The 13,550-nt window shown below is 59.9% G+C and carries 21 protein-coding genes and 1 tRNA gene; 6 read left to right on the top strand and 16 right to left on the bottom strand.

Annotated elements, in window-relative coordinates; all coding sequences use genetic code 11:
• The first annotated feature begins 95 nt into the window (after window positions 1-95).
• Entirely contained in the window at window positions 96-530 is a 435-nt protein-coding gene (locus EN824_RS07335; protein WP_135932040.1) for a hypothetical protein, read from the top strand.
• A gap of 22 nt (window positions 531-552) precedes the next feature.
• Here EN824_RS07335 and EN824_RS07330 read toward each other — a convergent pair whose 3' ends face one another.
• The 4 genes from EN824_RS07330 to EN824_RS07310 all read right to left on the bottom strand — a co-directional run bounded on the left by EN824_RS07330 (window position 553) and on the right by EN824_RS07310 (window position 2,180).
• On the bottom strand, window positions 553-855 hold the full coding sequence (locus EN824_RS07330) for a hypothetical protein (RefSeq protein ID WP_135932131.1): 303 nt from the start codon (window positions 853-855) through the stop codon (window positions 553-555).
• A gap of 166 nt (window positions 856-1,021) precedes the next feature.
• Window positions 1,022-1,267 (bottom strand): ABC transporter permease, encoded by a 246-nt coding sequence (locus tag EN824_RS07320; RefSeq protein ID WP_135932038.1) that lies wholly within the window; start codon window positions 1,265-1,267, stop codon window positions 1,022-1,024.
• Window positions 1,267-1,491, bottom strand: a complete 225-nt coding sequence (locus EN824_RS07315) for a hypothetical protein (RefSeq protein ID WP_135932037.1) — start codon at window positions 1,489-1,491, stop codon at window positions 1,267-1,269. Before EN824_RS07315 ends, EN824_RS07320 begins: the two co-directional genes overlap by 1 nt.
• Window positions 1,492-1,493: 2 nt before the next feature.
• A complete protein-coding gene (locus EN824_RS07310) occupies window positions 1,494-2,180 on the bottom strand; it encodes a glycosyl hydrolase 108 family protein (RefSeq protein WP_135932036.1) in 687 nt (228 codons plus the stop codon).
• Window positions 2,181-2,322: 142 nt separating this feature from the next.
• On the opposite strand from EN824_RS07310, the gene EN824_RS07305 reads away from it, so the two are divergent.
• Window positions 2,323-2,607, top strand: a complete 285-nt coding sequence (locus EN824_RS07305) for a hypothetical protein (protein ID WP_135932035.1) — start codon at window positions 2,323-2,325, stop codon at window positions 2,605-2,607.
• A gap of 28 nt (window positions 2,608-2,635) precedes the next feature.
• Here the strand turns inward: EN824_RS07305 and EN824_RS07300 are convergent, their stop codons facing one another.
• From EN824_RS07300 to EN824_RS07250, 11 genes are all read right to left on the bottom strand, one after another.
• The gene (locus EN824_RS07300) at window positions 2,636-2,998 is read right to left on the bottom strand and encodes a hypothetical protein (protein ID WP_135932034.1); all 363 of its coding nucleotides are present in this window, start codon (window positions 2,996-2,998) and stop codon (window positions 2,636-2,638) included.
• Window positions 2,999-3,006: 8 nt separating this feature from the next.
• Window positions 3,007-4,398, bottom strand: a complete 1,392-nt coding sequence (locus EN824_RS35110; RefSeq protein WP_189522129.1) for a hypothetical protein — start codon at window positions 4,396-4,398, stop codon at window positions 3,007-3,009.
• 501 nt (window positions 4,399-4,899) lie between these two features.
• Window positions 4,900-6,360 (bottom strand): hypothetical protein, encoded by a 1,461-nt coding sequence (locus tag EN824_RS07290; protein WP_135932033.1) that lies wholly within the window; start codon window positions 6,358-6,360, stop codon window positions 4,900-4,902.
• Entirely contained in the window at window positions 6,332-6,808 is a 477-nt protein-coding gene (locus tag EN824_RS07285) for a terminase small subunit protein (RefSeq protein WP_135932032.1), read from the bottom strand. Before EN824_RS07285 ends, EN824_RS07290 begins: the two co-directional genes overlap by 29 nt.
• 108 nt (window positions 6,809-6,916) lie before the next feature.
• Window positions 6,917-7,291 (bottom strand): helix-turn-helix domain-containing protein, encoded by a 375-nt coding sequence (locus EN824_RS07280; RefSeq protein WP_135932031.1) that lies wholly within the window; start codon window positions 7,289-7,291, stop codon window positions 6,917-6,919.
• A gap of 600 nt (window positions 7,292-7,891) precedes the next feature.
• On the bottom strand, window positions 7,892-8,332 hold the full coding sequence (locus EN824_RS07275) for a hypothetical protein (RefSeq protein WP_135932030.1): 441 nt from the start codon (window positions 8,330-8,332) through the stop codon (window positions 7,892-7,894).
• Between the two features lie 29 nt (window positions 8,333-8,361).
• Window positions 8,362-8,637: a DUF6074 family protein gene (locus EN824_RS07270; protein ID WP_135932029.1), complete on the bottom strand. Its 276-nt coding sequence runs from the start codon at window positions 8,635-8,637 to the stop codon at window positions 8,362-8,364.
• Entirely contained in the window at window positions 8,634-9,488 is an 855-nt protein-coding gene (locus EN824_RS07265; protein ID WP_135932028.1) for a hypothetical protein, read from the bottom strand. The genes EN824_RS07270 and EN824_RS07265 overlap by 4 nt, the downstream gene beginning before the upstream one ends.
• Window positions 9,488-9,670, bottom strand: coding sequence for a hypothetical protein (locus EN824_RS07260; protein ID WP_135932027.1), 183 nt, complete (start codon window positions 9,668-9,670; stop codon window positions 9,488-9,490). The genes EN824_RS07265 and EN824_RS07260 overlap by 1 nt, the downstream gene beginning before the upstream one ends.
• The gene (locus tag EN824_RS35875; protein WP_245520953.1) at window positions 9,667-10,107 is read right to left on the bottom strand and encodes a hypothetical protein; all 441 of its coding nucleotides are present in this window, start codon (window positions 10,105-10,107) and stop codon (window positions 9,667-9,669) included. The genes EN824_RS07260 and EN824_RS35875 overlap by 4 nt, the downstream gene beginning before the upstream one ends.
• Window positions 10,104-10,349, bottom strand: coding sequence for a hypothetical protein (locus EN824_RS07250; RefSeq protein ID WP_135932026.1), 246 nt, complete (start codon window positions 10,347-10,349; stop codon window positions 10,104-10,106). Before EN824_RS07250 ends, EN824_RS35875 begins: the two co-directional genes overlap by 4 nt.
• Before the next feature lie 89 nt (window positions 10,350-10,438).
• Between EN824_RS07250 and EN824_RS07245 the strand changes: the two genes are divergently transcribed.
• From EN824_RS07245 to EN824_RS07230, 4 genes are all read left to right on the top strand, one after another.
• Window positions 10,439-10,924: a hypothetical protein gene (locus EN824_RS07245; RefSeq protein ID WP_135932025.1), complete on the top strand. Its 486-nt coding sequence runs from the start codon at window positions 10,439-10,441 to the stop codon at window positions 10,922-10,924.
• Window positions 10,921-12,111, top strand: coding sequence for a site-specific integrase (locus tag EN824_RS07240; RefSeq protein WP_135932024.1), 1,191 nt, complete (start codon window positions 10,921-10,923; stop codon window positions 12,109-12,111). Before EN824_RS07245 ends, EN824_RS07240 begins: the two co-directional genes overlap by 4 nt.
• 80 nt (window positions 12,112-12,191) lie before the next feature.
• Window positions 12,192-12,281, top strand: a tRNA-Ser gene (locus tag EN824_RS07235).
• 182 nt (window positions 12,282-12,463) lie between these two features.
• Window positions 12,464-12,697 (top strand): hypothetical protein, encoded by a 234-nt coding sequence (locus EN824_RS07230; protein ID WP_127872417.1) that lies wholly within the window; start codon window positions 12,464-12,466, stop codon window positions 12,695-12,697.
• A gap of 99 nt (window positions 12,698-12,796) precedes the next feature.
• Here the strand turns inward: EN824_RS07230 and EN824_RS07225 are convergent, their stop codons facing one another.
• A complete protein-coding gene (locus EN824_RS07225) occupies window positions 12,797-13,510 on the bottom strand; it encodes an SDR family NAD(P)-dependent oxidoreductase (protein ID WP_135864829.1) in 714 nt (237 codons plus the stop codon).
• Window positions 13,511-13,550: the final 40 nt, after the last annotated feature.

The following is a 13,550-nucleotide window of genomic DNA, read 5'->3' as shown; positions in this document are numbered from 1 at the left end:
GATCGGCACAGCAGCGAAATTCTAAGCCGCTTGAACTAACACTGGACAAGCGTCGAACAATTGCGCTCAATGACAGCGGGATTGGGAGAGTGGCGATGAGCAAGTACACGACAATACTCGCGTTGGTAGTCACAACGGGGTTCGCGCCAATGTTAGAAGCAAAAGCAGCCACGATCAGCAGCCCGGTTGGAAGAGCATTGAAGGCGTGTATAAGCGCAGGCATCGAAAACAATGATTTTTCGAAAGATTGGATCGATCGCACCAGTGACCATACCGATCGGCACAACAATATAGGCGTCCTATGCCGCCGCAGCGATGCTAAGCAGTTGTGGATCGAACTGGGACGCCTTAAAATTATTGACGAGGATAATGATTTAAAGACTCATGATGGGGATAAAGGTGTCGGTCGATGGTTTGGACGAGGCACTGTCTGTTCGCATCTGACTGAGCACGCCAATGGCGATCCCATCGATGAGTTTTTCTGCACTGTAGGCTTCGACATTGATTCAGCGGTCGTTGACGCATTCTAGGCAAGGTTGAGCGGCAGCGCTGTCAGGAAGCGCTATTCTTCAGTCGCCGGCTTGATCTTCCGCACATTGCGGAGACGCCGATCAGAAACGCTGCCGCGAGAGTGGTCGTGTCATTGGTCGGATCCGGCATAGGGAGGCCGGTCGATTGAAAGTATGCAACGGCCGGCAGCGTCAGATATGCGGCGGCCAGCGCCCCGCAAATCGGAGAGGCCACCATTTCACGCAGCTTGTACCGGTGCCGCGACAACGCCCTGAGAACGCCACCAGCGAGGCCGGCCGCCACCACGGGGCCTTTGATCCCGAGAAGATCGAAGAGGTCGTGCATCATGGCCTCCATCCGCATAGACGTTGGCCTTTGAGATTATGGACCAGCGCGTCTCGGGCCTCGACAATCGTCATGTCGTCGACGGGGTTTCGGTTTGGCTTCTCGATGTCGCAGAACGAGCCGCCGGTATGCTGGCAGGCAGCGAGGGCAACGAAAGCTGCAACGGTCAGGACTTTGGGCGCGACCATTGGGCCTGTCCTTTCAGCACTTCGGCATCGGACATGCCGGCCACAGCCTGGTCGATCTTGTCGGATTCGGTGCGTGCCTCCAGCCGTTCAGCTGCACCCTTGGCGCGCTCGGCACTGGCGCCAGCCAGGCGCTGGTGGAACCCCCAGCCGATTGCCGCGATGAATGCCGCGCCAAAGCCCACAATCGTCGGGTTGCCCAGAAAGAAGGCGACGATTGCGCTCATCACTGATCCTTCCCAAGGTCAGGCGCCCGGCGGCGGCGCGCGTATTCCGTCAGGACGCCCATCCCGAGCAGATAGAGCGGGACGTATGGGGTCGGCACATATGCCTGGAAAAGCGATGGATCGAGCGCCATGAACGCGCCGAACACGATGGCGGCGAACATCTGGGCGCGCGCCAGGAGGATGGTTTCGCTGTACGAGAAGAAGGCCTTGAGTTTTGCCCACATGGTCAGTTCCTTTTGAAGATGGCTCGGAGCGCCGCATAGAGCAGCAGCCAGAACCAGTTGGTTTCGACGTCGACGGGCGCGGAGGTAGGCGTCGGGTCGGGATAAGTGATTGGCTTGCCGGCGGGCGCTACAGGAGCCGGGGCCGGCTGCATGGGGGCTGGCGGTGCTGTGGCTGGCTGTATGGTCAGGGACAGCGAAGCTCTGCGCACGCTCTCGACGCGGCTCTGCCAGCCCTTGCCGAATGTGCCCCAGGTCGGGAGGCGCTTCAGGAAGACTAGCCGGTTATCGCACAGGGTATCGATGACGCCGCCGGCAGGCTTGGCCGAAATGGCAGCGATGGTCGTGGGGCCGATCTGGCCATCCTCGGGAACGCCGGCAACCGCCTGAAGGTATTTCGCCGCCCTGCCCGGGCCCGAGTTCACAGCGAAATCAAATGTGGCATAATCAACTCCATCGGGCAGTTGATCACCGGCAACCGCATCCCAGTAGAATTTCCGGTAGACGGTCGCGAGTTGCGCATCAGTGATACGGCGAAGGTCGTCCTTGGTGGCGTTTGGTTGGACGTAGCGGCGGAAATTGGCGAGGGTGACGCCTTTCATGGTGGCGCCGCCAGGATCGGCCGGATTGTCCGACCAAAGGCCTTCCGACTTCAAGACAAGCGCGAGGGACCTCGAAAAGTTGCGATCCACGACGAAAACCCGCTTCCATTGGCGATTGAAGCAGGGTGCGGCAGGCGCATGCGAAAACCATAGCCGCTTGAATTAGGAGGATCGGTTGAATTGTATCGAGCGGTGAAACCGAGGATTGATTGTCGTCTGTTATCGTGCAGCCATGAAACCCATGGCCTCAGCAGCGTTGATGATTGCCGTGGCCGTCGCCGGCGGCTATTTCGCGGATGACATTCTGCACGGTGCGGCGGCCGCAAAGACCGCAATGGTTGCCCGAGCCAACTGCACCATCAAAGGCAACATCTCGTACAACACCGGCGAGCATATCTATCATGTGCCCGGTCAGATGTTTTACGACGAGACCCGCGTCCGATCGGACCAGGGCGAGCGTTGGTTCTGCACAGAAGCAGAGGCACGAGCCGCCGGTTGGCGACGATCCAAACGGTAGCCCGCCCGTTTCCCTTCGAGGTGATTGACTATGATGCCTGTTCGTTCGCCAGGATGGTGCCAGGGTCGAGGGTTAGAGCAGTGACGAAGGCCACGGCGTCGGGGTCATCGCAGTACACGGCAGGATGGTCGGGCGCGAACCAGCGAGCAAAGAACTTCGGTTGCGACGACAACATCGCGTAGGCCTGATCCATTTTGTTCCTGTCGATCAGCCGCTGCATGACGAGCGACTTCGGCACCTTCGGCCGCTCGACGGGCAGCGCATATCCGGGGAAGGCCTCGGCCAACTGGTCAGGGGTCGCGTAATCCGCAAAAAGCTTCTCGCCAGGTGCTGCCTGGTAGTCATCGTCCACCGCGTGGAAGCTGTGGCCGTCGTTGCTGTAGACGAACATGAGGCCTCTCAGATGTTGTCGTCCCAGCCGTTCAGAAGCACGTTGGTGCTGCCGTTGCTGGAGGCATAGTGAAGGTTGGTGCTTTCGAGGATGAAGTCGAACTGCACGTTGACCACAATGAAGCTGCCGGTGATGCCGTTGTTGCCGTTTGCGACCGGCGCCGCGTTGGCCGCGCTCCAAATGCCATAGGTGTTGTTCGGCGCGATCATGGCGCGGGTGCTGTCGCTCTGCGCCATCAGCATCGTGCCACGAATAGTGATAGCGGTCGGCGGTACGAAGCTGCCGATAGCAACAGCGGTCCAGGTTGGCGTCGTCGGGCTTCCGCTTGTGCCGCTGGCGATGATCGGGGGCGCGGTCGGATTGGTGCCGTTCACAACATGCGTGCGGCGGCCATATTGGAGCGAGCGCCACAGATTTGCCGACGCGTCGTTGCGCACCGCGCCCATGCGCGCCTTGAACGTGTAGCCGCCCGGCATAGTCGGTGCGGTCGAACTGGCGGAGAGGATGGCCCTGACGTTCGTCCCGTCAAATATGACCCATGGATAATACCAGGTGTTTGCCGCCTCGGCGCCGGTATCGAGGCCGCTCAAGCCGGCAACAGTCAGGTCGGCGGACACGTTGACGGCTGTCAGGCGAACCGCGCCGCCTGTGCCGTCCTCAACCGTCACGCTGTCGGCGGTGATTGTCACTGCGGTCGCGCTGGTGGCCTGGACCTTCAGATTGCGGAAACCGGCGACGAGCTGCTGCCTGGTGCTGAGCAACATCGTTCCGTCGACGTCCGGCGCGGTGACGGTGCGCGTTGTGCCCGTGGTGATCCCTGACGCCTGAAACTTTAGCTTCTTGGTGTTGTCCGCGTCATCGACAATCGCAGTGGTGGCGTCTTCCAGGGATTTGTTCTTCAGGACTTCCGTGCCGGTCGCCGAGTAAGGGGCTGTTCCCGCTCGCGTGTAGCCGACACAGCGCCAGCTACCGCCACCAAGCGACCGCATGCGCGCGATGTCGCCGGCCGCCGTAGTGATGTTGGCGGCGCCGGGCAGGATGAGACTGGCACTGTGGGTCAGCGTCAGGATGCCGGCGAACACCAGATCCCGTTCCGCACCGGCGCCGACCGTACCGAGTGCGGTGATGGTGACCGTGCCGGTGATGTTGACGAGCGTGCCGGTGGCATTGGCCTGGTTGACCGTGGCCGCTGAAGCCATGTCAGTACTGGCGGTGCTGAAATTGTCGTTGCCGCCCACCGCAGTGCTTGCGCCCGAGCCGCCGGCCGTCACCGGTCGAGCGGCGTTCGCGTCCGCCACCAGGTCATCGACAAGTGCGTTGTACTTCGCGCTTTCGATCGTCGTGTTTGGCGCTCCCTTGGTCCCCGGAGGGGCGGAATAGACACCACCAGCGCGCGACATAGGTTGCTCCAATCATATCGACTGGTACATGGTCACGGAAAGAGCGCGAAAATCTAAGCCGCTTGCCTTGTTTCGAGGCCGCTCTGGTGAATTGGCAAAAGCCCAATTTCGAAATGGGAATTGTGACCGGATTGTGCGGACCGCGTGATTGCGAGCTTGATCAAGAACCCGCTTTGGGCCGTAGAATTCGCGCTATTTCGACATCACGAACTGTATCAGAACGTTTCCGAACGTTCGCCGAATTCACATTTCGAACGTAATCCCGCCTTTTTTGCTGCCCGAATTGTTTGGCCATGTCGGCCCGGTCGGGGATCGAAGCCCCGATGGAAAGGAAGCGATTATGAGCACCAGTGCGCTAATCGCCGTCCTGACGATAGTGGTAGGTATCCTAGCGTTACTCGTAGCTGTCGGATACCTACCAAGATAGCATGACGGTGTTCGGGGTCGCTCAGTTACAGCTGAGCGGCCTCGTTCTCCAAGCTATCACATAAGGCTACAAGGTCAACGATTGCGCCGCCGCTTCACCATGGCGTCAACCGCTTCCTTGACAGTCTGGCCGCTGCGGATCGAACCATCGGGCATGGCGACATAGGAGCCCTTGTCGCCGACCGGCTTGGCCGTGGGTACGACCGCCTCGCGCCATGCCAGGCCAAGATATCGCCAACTCGAGCCGATATGCTCCGCCCAATCCTTAACCGGGTTATCGCGGAATCGCTTCAGGTCGTCATCCCACTCGCGACGGTAGGACTTCAGGCCGTCCCGACCGTCGGCGGTGCGCTCTTCGTCGAAAACCGCCAGCTTGATCGCTTCGCGGCCGGCGGTGATGCCGTCTGCCACGCTGACCATGCCGACCATCTTCGGCTTACGGCCCATTGCCTTGAGCATGTCGAAGCGAGTGTGCTTCGTGCCCCAGACAGGCTGCATGACGTCGTGCGGCACGTAGTCGGTGCCGTTGTAGCCCTTGTCGTTGAGCCATTTGCACCACTGCTCCAGGTCTTCGGTATCGGGCCGGTAGAAATCGACGATGCGCAGTTCCGAGCGCTGATAGATCGGGTTGCCCGTTGCCGACATGACGAAGATCGGGACGACCTGAAAACAGAAAATCGGGTTGTTGACCGCCTTGCCCAGATCCCATGCGGTATGAACCGGGTAGGCAGGATCGACCGGCACGACCCGCACGCGGCCCTGCGTCTCCGCCTGGGCCATATCGGCGCCCCAGTACGCCCCGACCATCGCGCCAGCGAATGAACAGTAATATTCCTGCTCAATCAGCAGATCGGCGATGTCCTTGCCGAAAAGGCCCGTATACTCCCGGCGCTGCCGTTCGATCGCATCGAGGCTGATGGCGTTGGTGACGCTGACGGACAGGACTTCAGTGAACCAGCCCAGCGGATTGGTGACGCGGTCGAAGACGTCTTTCCTCACCGCGTCCAACATGCCCTTGGCGTGATTGTTGCCGCGCGGTGTGGTGATGAAAGAAGCCCAGCCGCCGTTTTCAGCCAGGATCGGTGACAGGTATGCCCATGCCGACGGGTTAGCGAGCGCCCATTCTGAAAAGGTGATCCCGACCGGCGGAGAGCCGACCAGGCTGTTGAAGTTGTCCGACCCTACGACCTGAAAGGTGGAATCGACGTCCTTGAAACGAAGGAACATCTCATTGTCGTTCATGTTGGCTATCAGAGCTTCAGGGAAGGCCTCGAACAGCCGCCGCTTGCCGGTGTGAGGGTTGACCGCGTTCCAGATCGCCTTACGCGCCTGCGCAGCCTCCGGCAGCATGTGCCAGTAGGTGCCTGGCCTCTCATAGGCCGACACGGCATGCATATTCAGGTTGACGTCGTCCTTGCCGGCGCGGCGGTGCCAGAACAGGAGCTGGCGTTTGCACCCCTGCTCCCATGTGTTCCATGCCTTCTGCTGATACCAGCGAGGCCGCCAGTTATTCGCCGGAAGTCTGACTGTCGGCATCAGCGGTTTCCGAGAATTTCACGATCTGCACCGTCAGCGGTCCGCCGTCAGGATCGGTGAGCGCGACCCTGGTGCCGTACTTCTTTGGCTGCATGCGCTCGGCGACCCATTTCCGGGTATCGATGCGCAGCCGCGAACGCTGTATGTGCTCGCTGTTGACCTGGTCGTAAGTCGAGCCATCCGCATTGGTCTTTGTGACGTAGTCGTTGCTGCCATCGTCGGCGATGTCCTGCATTTCGTCCACGTGGGTGTCAGCCTGCATCGCGCGCGCACGCGTGTATTGGTTGCAAAAGACTTCGTGCGCGGGATCAAGCAGCCAGCGATGAACGGTCACCCTGTCCGGCATATCGTCATCCAGACAGATCGACCGTAGGCTTTTCCCGTCTGCAATGCGTTCGCAGATCGTGGTCGCCAGTTCGTCGGTGAATATCGTTGGCCTGCCCGTCATCCTACTGCCTTCCCGAACTTGCGATGAGGACGAAGGCGCCGGCGATGATGATCAGCATCGAGCCAAACACGAGCGCGCCGGCAACGGCCCCCGCTATCTGCACCACAGTCATGCGTTACCTTCCTTCATCCTGATTAGAACAAGGCGCTTGGAAACTCCTAGCCGCTTGGCAATCTCGCGTGGTCGAAAGCCGTCATCGAGCAAACGCCTGATCTCGCGGCGGCGCTTGTCTGCTATCAGAAGTTTCCGGTGCCGGTATGGTCGATCCGCCCGGGGATCCTTGAGGCGCTTGGCCCTTGCGATGCACTCCACCACCGTCGAAATCGAAACGTCGACTTCTTCAGCGATGGTCGCGTAGGAGGCCATCTCGGACCACATGTCGAGAACGCGGTTGCGGGTGCGGGCTACCTTGGGATGCGTCCTGCCGCCCTTAACGTTGAAGGATGAGAAGGCGTAGAATGGAAGGGAGACGCGTTGATTCATTTATCGCCATCCTCATCATCGGCCCGCCAATAGGATTTGTAGGGCCTCGGAGTTCTGAATATCTGGCCGCCGCGATACTCAAACTTTCCCCGCTTTGCCTTCTCGACAATGGAGGCCTGCCGGTGGGCACTCAGCTTTGTGCCTGTAGGCCGAAATTCGATCACATCCGAAGTCTGCATTGGCTCGGGCGGTTCTATGCGATACCACCCGCTTGCATGGAGAAAGAACCGTGCCCGCCCGTGGTCAGCCAGATTTGCAAGCCTAAGCTCGCAGATCATGCCATCAGGGCTGGCGTTAGTGATGGGTTGCCAAGGATTTTCACGTTCGGATTGCTCGCGCGCTCTTCGCTCTGCGATTGTCATGACGCGGCCCTGCCGGATGCCTCAGGGAGGACTGTCCATTTCGGTCGCTTTGACCATCCGAGGCGGCCGACACGGCGCGCCGGCCGGATCTCGTACTCGCCCGAAACGCACAATTTCGCAACGGATTGAGCGGCAGCCTCTGTCGGGTAGATCTGGTCACCCCAGCGACGCCCCTCCCCGATAAGGATAACCCAGCCGTCTTCTACGGCGACAATGCCGTTTTGCTGAAGTCTTGTGCTCACCCTGAAATCTCCTTTGAGGCCAGATATTCCGCCACATCGATGTTCCGCACTGGCGACGCGGCGCCGAATGTGCCCAGCTGAGAGGTGTTGAAGGCCCGCTTGCCTTGGGGATCGAACTTTGCCGAGGCACCCTTGCGCAACCAGCCCGGGGCCTTGGCTGCATTGACCTTGAGGCGGTGCTCAACCTTGCGCTGCTTTTTACCCTCGCGCTTGTCTTTCCGGCCGGACTTTCCAGGAATTCCATGGAATTCCGCAGACTTCCGCTTTCCCGTCGACGGTCGAGCAGGCCCCGGGCCGCTCGACAGGATCTTGTTTGATATCCAGTCCGCGCGCTTTTCAGCCGGCGATATTGGCGAGCCTTCCAGTCGATCGGCAGCACGCCAGGCTTCGGCATTGGTCGGGAAAGGCCCGGCCAGCGTCGTCGCGCCGTCGATCACTGTGAACCCGCCGTCTATCTCAATGACAGTCATGCCGCGTCACCCTCATTGCGACGCGCGGCGCGCTGAAGCTCTTCCTGCACAGCATCCGAAAAGGCTTGTACCTCTTGCCTTATCGCGACTTCCGTCAATCCGGCCCTGGTCAACTGGCCGACAATGCCCGCAACAGTCTGGTGCCAGTAGTGATCGGCGGATCGACCGCGACGCGCCGATAGCAGTTCAGCCGTCCGCCGAATTTTTCCGAGCCTGCGGCGCATCGGGAAGCAGAACACTCTGCACATCGACGGGGTTTCAAGAGTGGTCATGCCACTAGCCTCCGATGGGTTTCGATATCAGCCGGGGTCAATTCTCCCTTCATCAGCTTGAGGCGAAAATAGTTGATCAGCCCAGGCCGGTTTTCCTTGCCGTCCAATAGCGAGAGCAACAGAGGAACCGCGTCGTTCTCAGAAACAGGGATTGGGAACGGCTGGTCCGGATCAGCAGTAGGCCCTGCTAATAGGTTGGCCTGCCCTTCAGAGCTAGAAATTCCAAGGTTTGCTCTAAGATAATTGGGGTCATAGTTTGGCACCCTGTCGTCCCAAACTTTGGTACCCTCGATCGATTTAGGGGTGCCATTATCTGGTACCCTCTCTGCACTACGGGCTGCTTTTCGTCTCCGTTCGTTCTCCTTTCGGGACGCATCATCTGCCCGGAGCTTTTCCTTGGCTTCCACGACATGCATCTGAACGACTTCACGGCGAGGGTTTTCAATGCGGTAAAGCCGACAGCCATCAGAGGTTTGACCGACATCGACCCAATACCCGAGTTTGACCATGCAGCGGCGAATGTTTCCAACTGTGGTTTTCGAGCGGATCCCCGCTTCAGCCATCATCGACATGTTGGACAGGTAAGCCACGGTAGGCTGAAGCGTTCTCTTGTCCACCGTGACGTAACCGGCTAGCGCAACCATCGCGCGGATGCAGACATCTGACACTAGCGGATCAGCGGCGATGGTTTCATACAGGTCGAACTTGAAGGCTGCGAGCTCGCGTTGCGCCTTGGCTAAGAGGGTTTCAGGGCTCCCGTTCCGAAACTCGACCACTTCACCATCATCGGAAACGAACTCTGCTGGATAGTCGCGCGCTTGCGCTCGGGAGGTCGATTGAAGCTGGAACATCAGTCAGCCCTCCCCTGCACACGATGGCTTTCGCGCAGGGCCTGGACGGCCTGCAATGCCGAGAGACTGAAGCGCTCTCGTATCTGCGGGATAACCGCCTTGGACTTGTCAGCGCCGCCGGTCCCCAGCCAAACTGCGGCACGGTCGACCGGGTTCTCCGGGTAGCTGGCGTCGGCGCTCATGCAGCGGCCGCCATGTCGTCAACGATGGTCACTTCCGTCTGAAGCGTGTAGCGAGAATGCGTGCCCGCAAAAGGGCCGCCGTGGCTCTCGCGCGGAGACGAGATGATGAACCCGGCTCGGCGCAACAGGTAAACGGCATGGGAGACGCGCACACCGGCGGGCAGGTCGATCGTGGTGACGCCGCGCTTGCCGGCGTTCACCAACACTCGCATCAGCCACCCGGCCCGCCCGTCTAGCTTGACGATGCGGCCATCCGGCTCGATGCGGACCGTGACTGTGGACTTCTTCGGCGGCGGCACCTGATTTGATTTTGCCTGGGCAAGATGCCCTGCTATGTCATTCATGGTCTGGTTCCATTTCGTAATCTGGAAGGGGTTGTGAAAAGCTATCGGGATCAGATCGGCTTGAGCGGCTTTGGTTTGGCGACCGCCGCTCAAGCTTCCCCTGCCCGGGTGGAGACGCGAAGGCCGAGCTTTTCGGCCAACGGAGCGACCGGGACGACTTTCTTCCCCCCGATCTGAATGGTTGCGATGTCTCCCCGCCGCGCGGCGTCGTAGCTGGCATTTCTTGCCAGGCCGTAGAAAACCTTCCCTGCAACGGGAACAGAGACGGTCGCCTTGGTCAGAACCTCCTGAAGTGTCATGAACATCCTTTCGCGGCGCGAACTGTGGCCGATCATGATTCTACGTTCACCGAATGTTTCATGCAAGAGCCACTTGTGCCGCTTGTGCCTTTTTTGTACAGGTATTTGGGGATAAAGGAAAAATAATGGTCGAAGCCCGCGAAAACCGCATACCGATAATGATGTCAGACGCCGAGTTGAACGCCATTGATGACTGGCGATTCCAACATCGCGTCGCAACTCGGGCGAATGCCGTTCGAAAACTCATGGCGGTTGGCATGCTCACGATGAAGGGGATGGACGCCTTCCTCGAAAAGGCGAACCGAGCCTTGGACGGCGTTGTTGACGCGGAAAAGGAGATTGAGGCTTTCCTGGAAAGGTTGCCTCATGAGAGCCAAATCTCCCGCGAACAGGCATTGGAAATTGCGTTCCTTTATTCGGAGCTGATCGGCAAAGGCGGATATGATCAACTTTGGGAGTTGTATCGATCGGCAGCCGATCTTAGCGAATCGATCGGTCACGAATTCGCGCCGCGCCGCCGAATCCTGCTCTCCAGGAACAGTCTCCACGAAATGGTGAGCAGCCTGCTGCGTCGCGTCATGGGCAAACGCACGATGGAGCCGAAGAAATGAAGGGACACATCACTGAGCGCAGCCCAGGCAGATGGGCTATTGTTCTGGATCTTTACGATGAGGCCGGCAAGCGCCGCCGCAAGTGGCACAGCTTCGAGGGTACCAAACGGGGTGCGCAGGAAGAATGCGCGCGCCTCATCACGGAAATGAAGCAAGGCAACTATGTCGAGCCGACCAAGCAGACCCTTGCCGAGTTTCTGGATGAATGGCTGACATTCATCAAACCTTCCGTCGCGCCGAAGACGTTCGAGCGATACACCGAGATCTGCCGTAAGGGGATCAGTCCGCTTATCGGGTCCGTCATCCTCGCCAAGCTGAAGACGGATCGAATCGACGCCGCCTTGACCGAGGCGTTGACCAAACCCCGCAGCGACCACAGGAAGCGAAAGGACGAAGATCAAGAGCGCAAGCCTCTTCCGCCTCTGGCGCCCCGGACAGTCCACCATTTCCGCCGCGTTCTTATCAAGGCCCTGGGCCAAGCGGTGACATGGGAGCGGCTATCTCGGAACCCGGCAGCGAAGACCACGCCGCCTAAGGTTGAGCGCAAAAAGATGCTCGCCTACGATGCCGCGCAGACCGGCCAGCTTATCGAAGACCTTCGCCACACCCGCATGTTCATCGCCACGCTTTTGGCCGTAAAATGCGGATTGCGGCGCGGCGAGATACTGGCGCTGCGCTGGGGCAATGTCGAGCTTGGTGACAACCTACGTCAGTTGTCGATCGTGGAGAGTGCCGAGCAAACCAGTGACGGGGTCCGGTACAAGGAACCGAAGAACGGACGGGCGCGGACCGTGGCACTTTCGGCCGCGACCGTCGCCGAGCTGAAGGCGCACCGCGTGCGGCAAGCCGAGGAACAGTTGCGTCTTGGCATCCGACCCGATACCGATAGCTTCGTTGTTGCCCAGGTCGACGGCTCACCATTGCAGCCGCGCTCGCTCACACATGAATGGATCAGGGTCATAGGCAAGACCTCCCTGCCCCGCATCCGATTCCACGACTTGCGGCACACCCACGCCACGCAGATGCTATCTGCCGGCGTTCATCCAAAGGTCGCCAGCGAGCGCCTGGGACACTCGACCATTGGCATTACGCTGGATCTCTATTCGCATGTCATGCCCGGAATGCAGGCTGACGCCGCTGAAGCGGTTGACGCGGCGATCCAGAGCGCGGTAAAGCCCGGTAGCTGAGCATGTTCGGTAGCAAAATGGTAGCAGCGGCCCACAACGGCTAGCGCAAAACACCAGAAAAGCTAACGAAATCAAGGCTTGGAGGGATGGCCGAGCGGTTTAAGGCACCGGTCTTGAAAACCGGCGTGGGCGCAAGTTCACCGTGGGTTCGAATCCCACTCCCTCCGCCAGAACGACGGCAATGTACGCCTGTGACCCCTGCCCGGAAAATCGGTTTCGACCAGGTGACGTGGGGGAGCAAAATGCCCGAAATAACGTGGGACGCCGCCGCAAGATGGGCGGTTGAAGTAAGAAAGCCCCCAAAGCGGCCCGACTAACTGGAACGTTGTAGCAGGTAGGCGCGTTGTCGCGCATGCTCAAAAATATCGCCTTCGCCGCGCTTCTCATACAAGTCGCTGCCGTCTCGGCATTGACCACCCAAACGCTGCTTTTTTCATCAGCGTCCACGCAGGCATCGAGCGTTCCGCTGAATGAACCTGTCGCCACCGCGAAAGACTGCGCGAAGGCCACCCGGCCGGATTTTCCTGTTCACTGCGTAGAGTACGTCCAGGTCCGAAAGCTCATCGCCATGACGGCGGCTCAATAAGGGCCAGATGCAGAAGCCGCCAGCGGTCGCGGTACCACTTTATTTCGTGTGGCCGCGGACAAGCTGGCGCTCGTCGCCGCGCAGGCATCGCGATGGGATTTACCAGGGGACGGTGCGTCCGAGATAGTCGACATAGTGCAATCCCTGGCTTCCCTTCCTGGCAAGCAGAACGTTGACGAGGCTCGGCACGCTTTCCTCGATGCTCAGCCTTCCATCCGGCCCTCCCAGCTCCGTACGGACCCAGCCGGGCGCCATCAGCACCATGGCACGCGATGTTGCGGCATGGCGGGCGGCGAAGCTTCGCATGAACATGTTCAGCGCCGCCTTGCTGCCCCGGTAGACCTCACGTTGACCTGTCTCGTTGTTGGAGATGCTCCCCTGCCCGGACGACATCACGCCGATCAGGCCGGCAGCTGGAACAAATGGCGCCAGGCTCTCGAGAACACGCATCGGGCTGAGTGCATTTGTGATCATCACGCGCACGAACTCGTCGGTCGTCACATCGGCGATCGTCTCAGCGGGGTTGTTGCTCACGCCGGCATTGACGAACACCATGTCCAACACCCTGCCCGACAGCCGGTCGCGCAAGGCCGTGACCTGATCGGGTTCGCAGATGTCGACTGTCTCGATTTCGAGCCGGCCTTCGAACGCGTCCGCGAGGTCGTGCAGCTTGGTCCGGCCGCCTTCCCGGACCGTGCCGATGACGTTCCAGCCTTTCCCGAGGAACTCGGCCGCCATTGCATGGCCGAGGCCGCGCGACGCGCCGATGATGAGGACTGTACCTGACGGGGTGTTCAAAACGCTTGCGGGCATTGGGCGATCTCTTTCGTTGGTTGGTGACCGCAGATATGGG

Source organism: Mesorhizobium sp. M8A.F.Ca.ET.181.01.1.1, from assembly GCF_004792025.1.
Classification (GTDB): Bacteria; Pseudomonadota; Alphaproteobacteria; order Rhizobiales; family Rhizobiaceae; genus Mesorhizobium.
This window is presented reverse-complemented; position numbering and strand designations above follow the sequence as displayed.

What these genes read in the sequence shown, in the direction of transcription:
- EN824_RS07335 (WP_135932040.1), top strand. Translation starts at nt 96, where the DNA reads ATGAGCAAGTACACGACAATACTCGCGTTGGTAGTCACAACGGGGTTC.
- EN824_RS07330 (WP_135932131.1), bottom strand. Translation starts at nt 855, where the DNA reads ATGCACGACCTCTTCGATCTTCTCGGGATCAAAGGCCCCGTGGTGGCG.
- EN824_RS07320 (WP_135932038.1), bottom strand. Translation starts at nt 1,267, where the DNA reads ATGAGCGCAATCGTCGCCTTCTTTCTGGGCAACCCGACGATTGTGGGC.
- EN824_RS07315 (WP_135932037.1), bottom strand. Translation starts at nt 1,491, where the DNA reads ATGTGGGCAAAACTCAAGGCCTTCTTCTCGTACAGCGAAACCATCCTC.
- EN824_RS07305 (WP_135932035.1), top strand. Translation starts at nt 2,323, where the DNA reads ATGAAACCCATGGCCTCAGCAGCGTTGATGATTGCCGTGGCCGTCGCC.
- EN824_RS07300 (WP_135932034.1), bottom strand. Translation starts at nt 2,998, where the DNA reads ATGTTCGTCTACAGCAACGACGGCCACAGCTTCCACGCGGTGGACGAT.
- EN824_RS35110 (WP_189522129.1), bottom strand. Translation starts at nt 4,398, where the DNA reads ATGTCGCGCGCTGGTGGTGTCTATTCCGCCCCTCCGGGGACCAAGGGA.
- EN824_RS07290 (WP_135932033.1), bottom strand. Translation starts at nt 6,360, where the DNA reads ATGCCGACAGTCAGACTTCCGGCGAATAACTGGCGGCCTCGCTGGTAT.
- EN824_RS07285 (WP_135932032.1), bottom strand. Translation starts at nt 6,808, where the DNA reads ATGACGGGCAGGCCAACGATATTCACCGACGAACTGGCGACCACGATC.
- EN824_RS07280 (WP_135932031.1), bottom strand. Translation starts at nt 7,291, where the DNA reads ATGAATCAACGCGTCTCCCTTCCATTCTACGCCTTCTCATCCTTCAAC.
- EN824_RS07270 (WP_135932029.1), bottom strand. Translation starts at nt 8,637, where the DNA reads ATGACCACTCTTGAAACCCCGTCGATGTGCAGAGTGTTCTGCTTCCCG.
- EN824_RS07265 (WP_135932028.1), bottom strand. Translation starts at nt 9,488, where the DNA reads ATGTTCCAGCTTCAATCGACCTCCCGAGCGCAAGCGCGCGACTATCCA.
- EN824_RS07260 (WP_135932027.1), bottom strand. Translation starts at nt 9,670, where the DNA reads ATGAGCGCCGACGCCAGCTACCCGGAGAACCCGGTCGACCGTGCCGCA.
- EN824_RS07250 (WP_135932026.1), bottom strand. Translation starts at nt 10,349, where the DNA reads ATGATCGGCCACAGTTCGCGCCGCGAAAGGATGTTCATGACACTTCAG.
- EN824_RS07245 (WP_135932025.1), top strand. Translation starts at nt 10,439, where the DNA reads ATGGTCGAAGCCCGCGAAAACCGCATACCGATAATGATGTCAGACGCC.
- EN824_RS07240 (WP_135932024.1), top strand. Translation starts at nt 10,921, where the DNA reads ATGAAGGGACACATCACTGAGCGCAGCCCAGGCAGATGGGCTATTGTT.
- EN824_RS07230 (WP_127872417.1), top strand. Translation starts at nt 12,464, where the DNA reads ATGCTCAAAAATATCGCCTTCGCCGCGCTTCTCATACAAGTCGCTGCC.
- EN824_RS07225 (WP_135864829.1), bottom strand. Translation starts at nt 13,510, where the DNA reads ATGCCCGCAAGCGTTTTGAACACCCCGTCAGGTACAGTCCTCATCATC.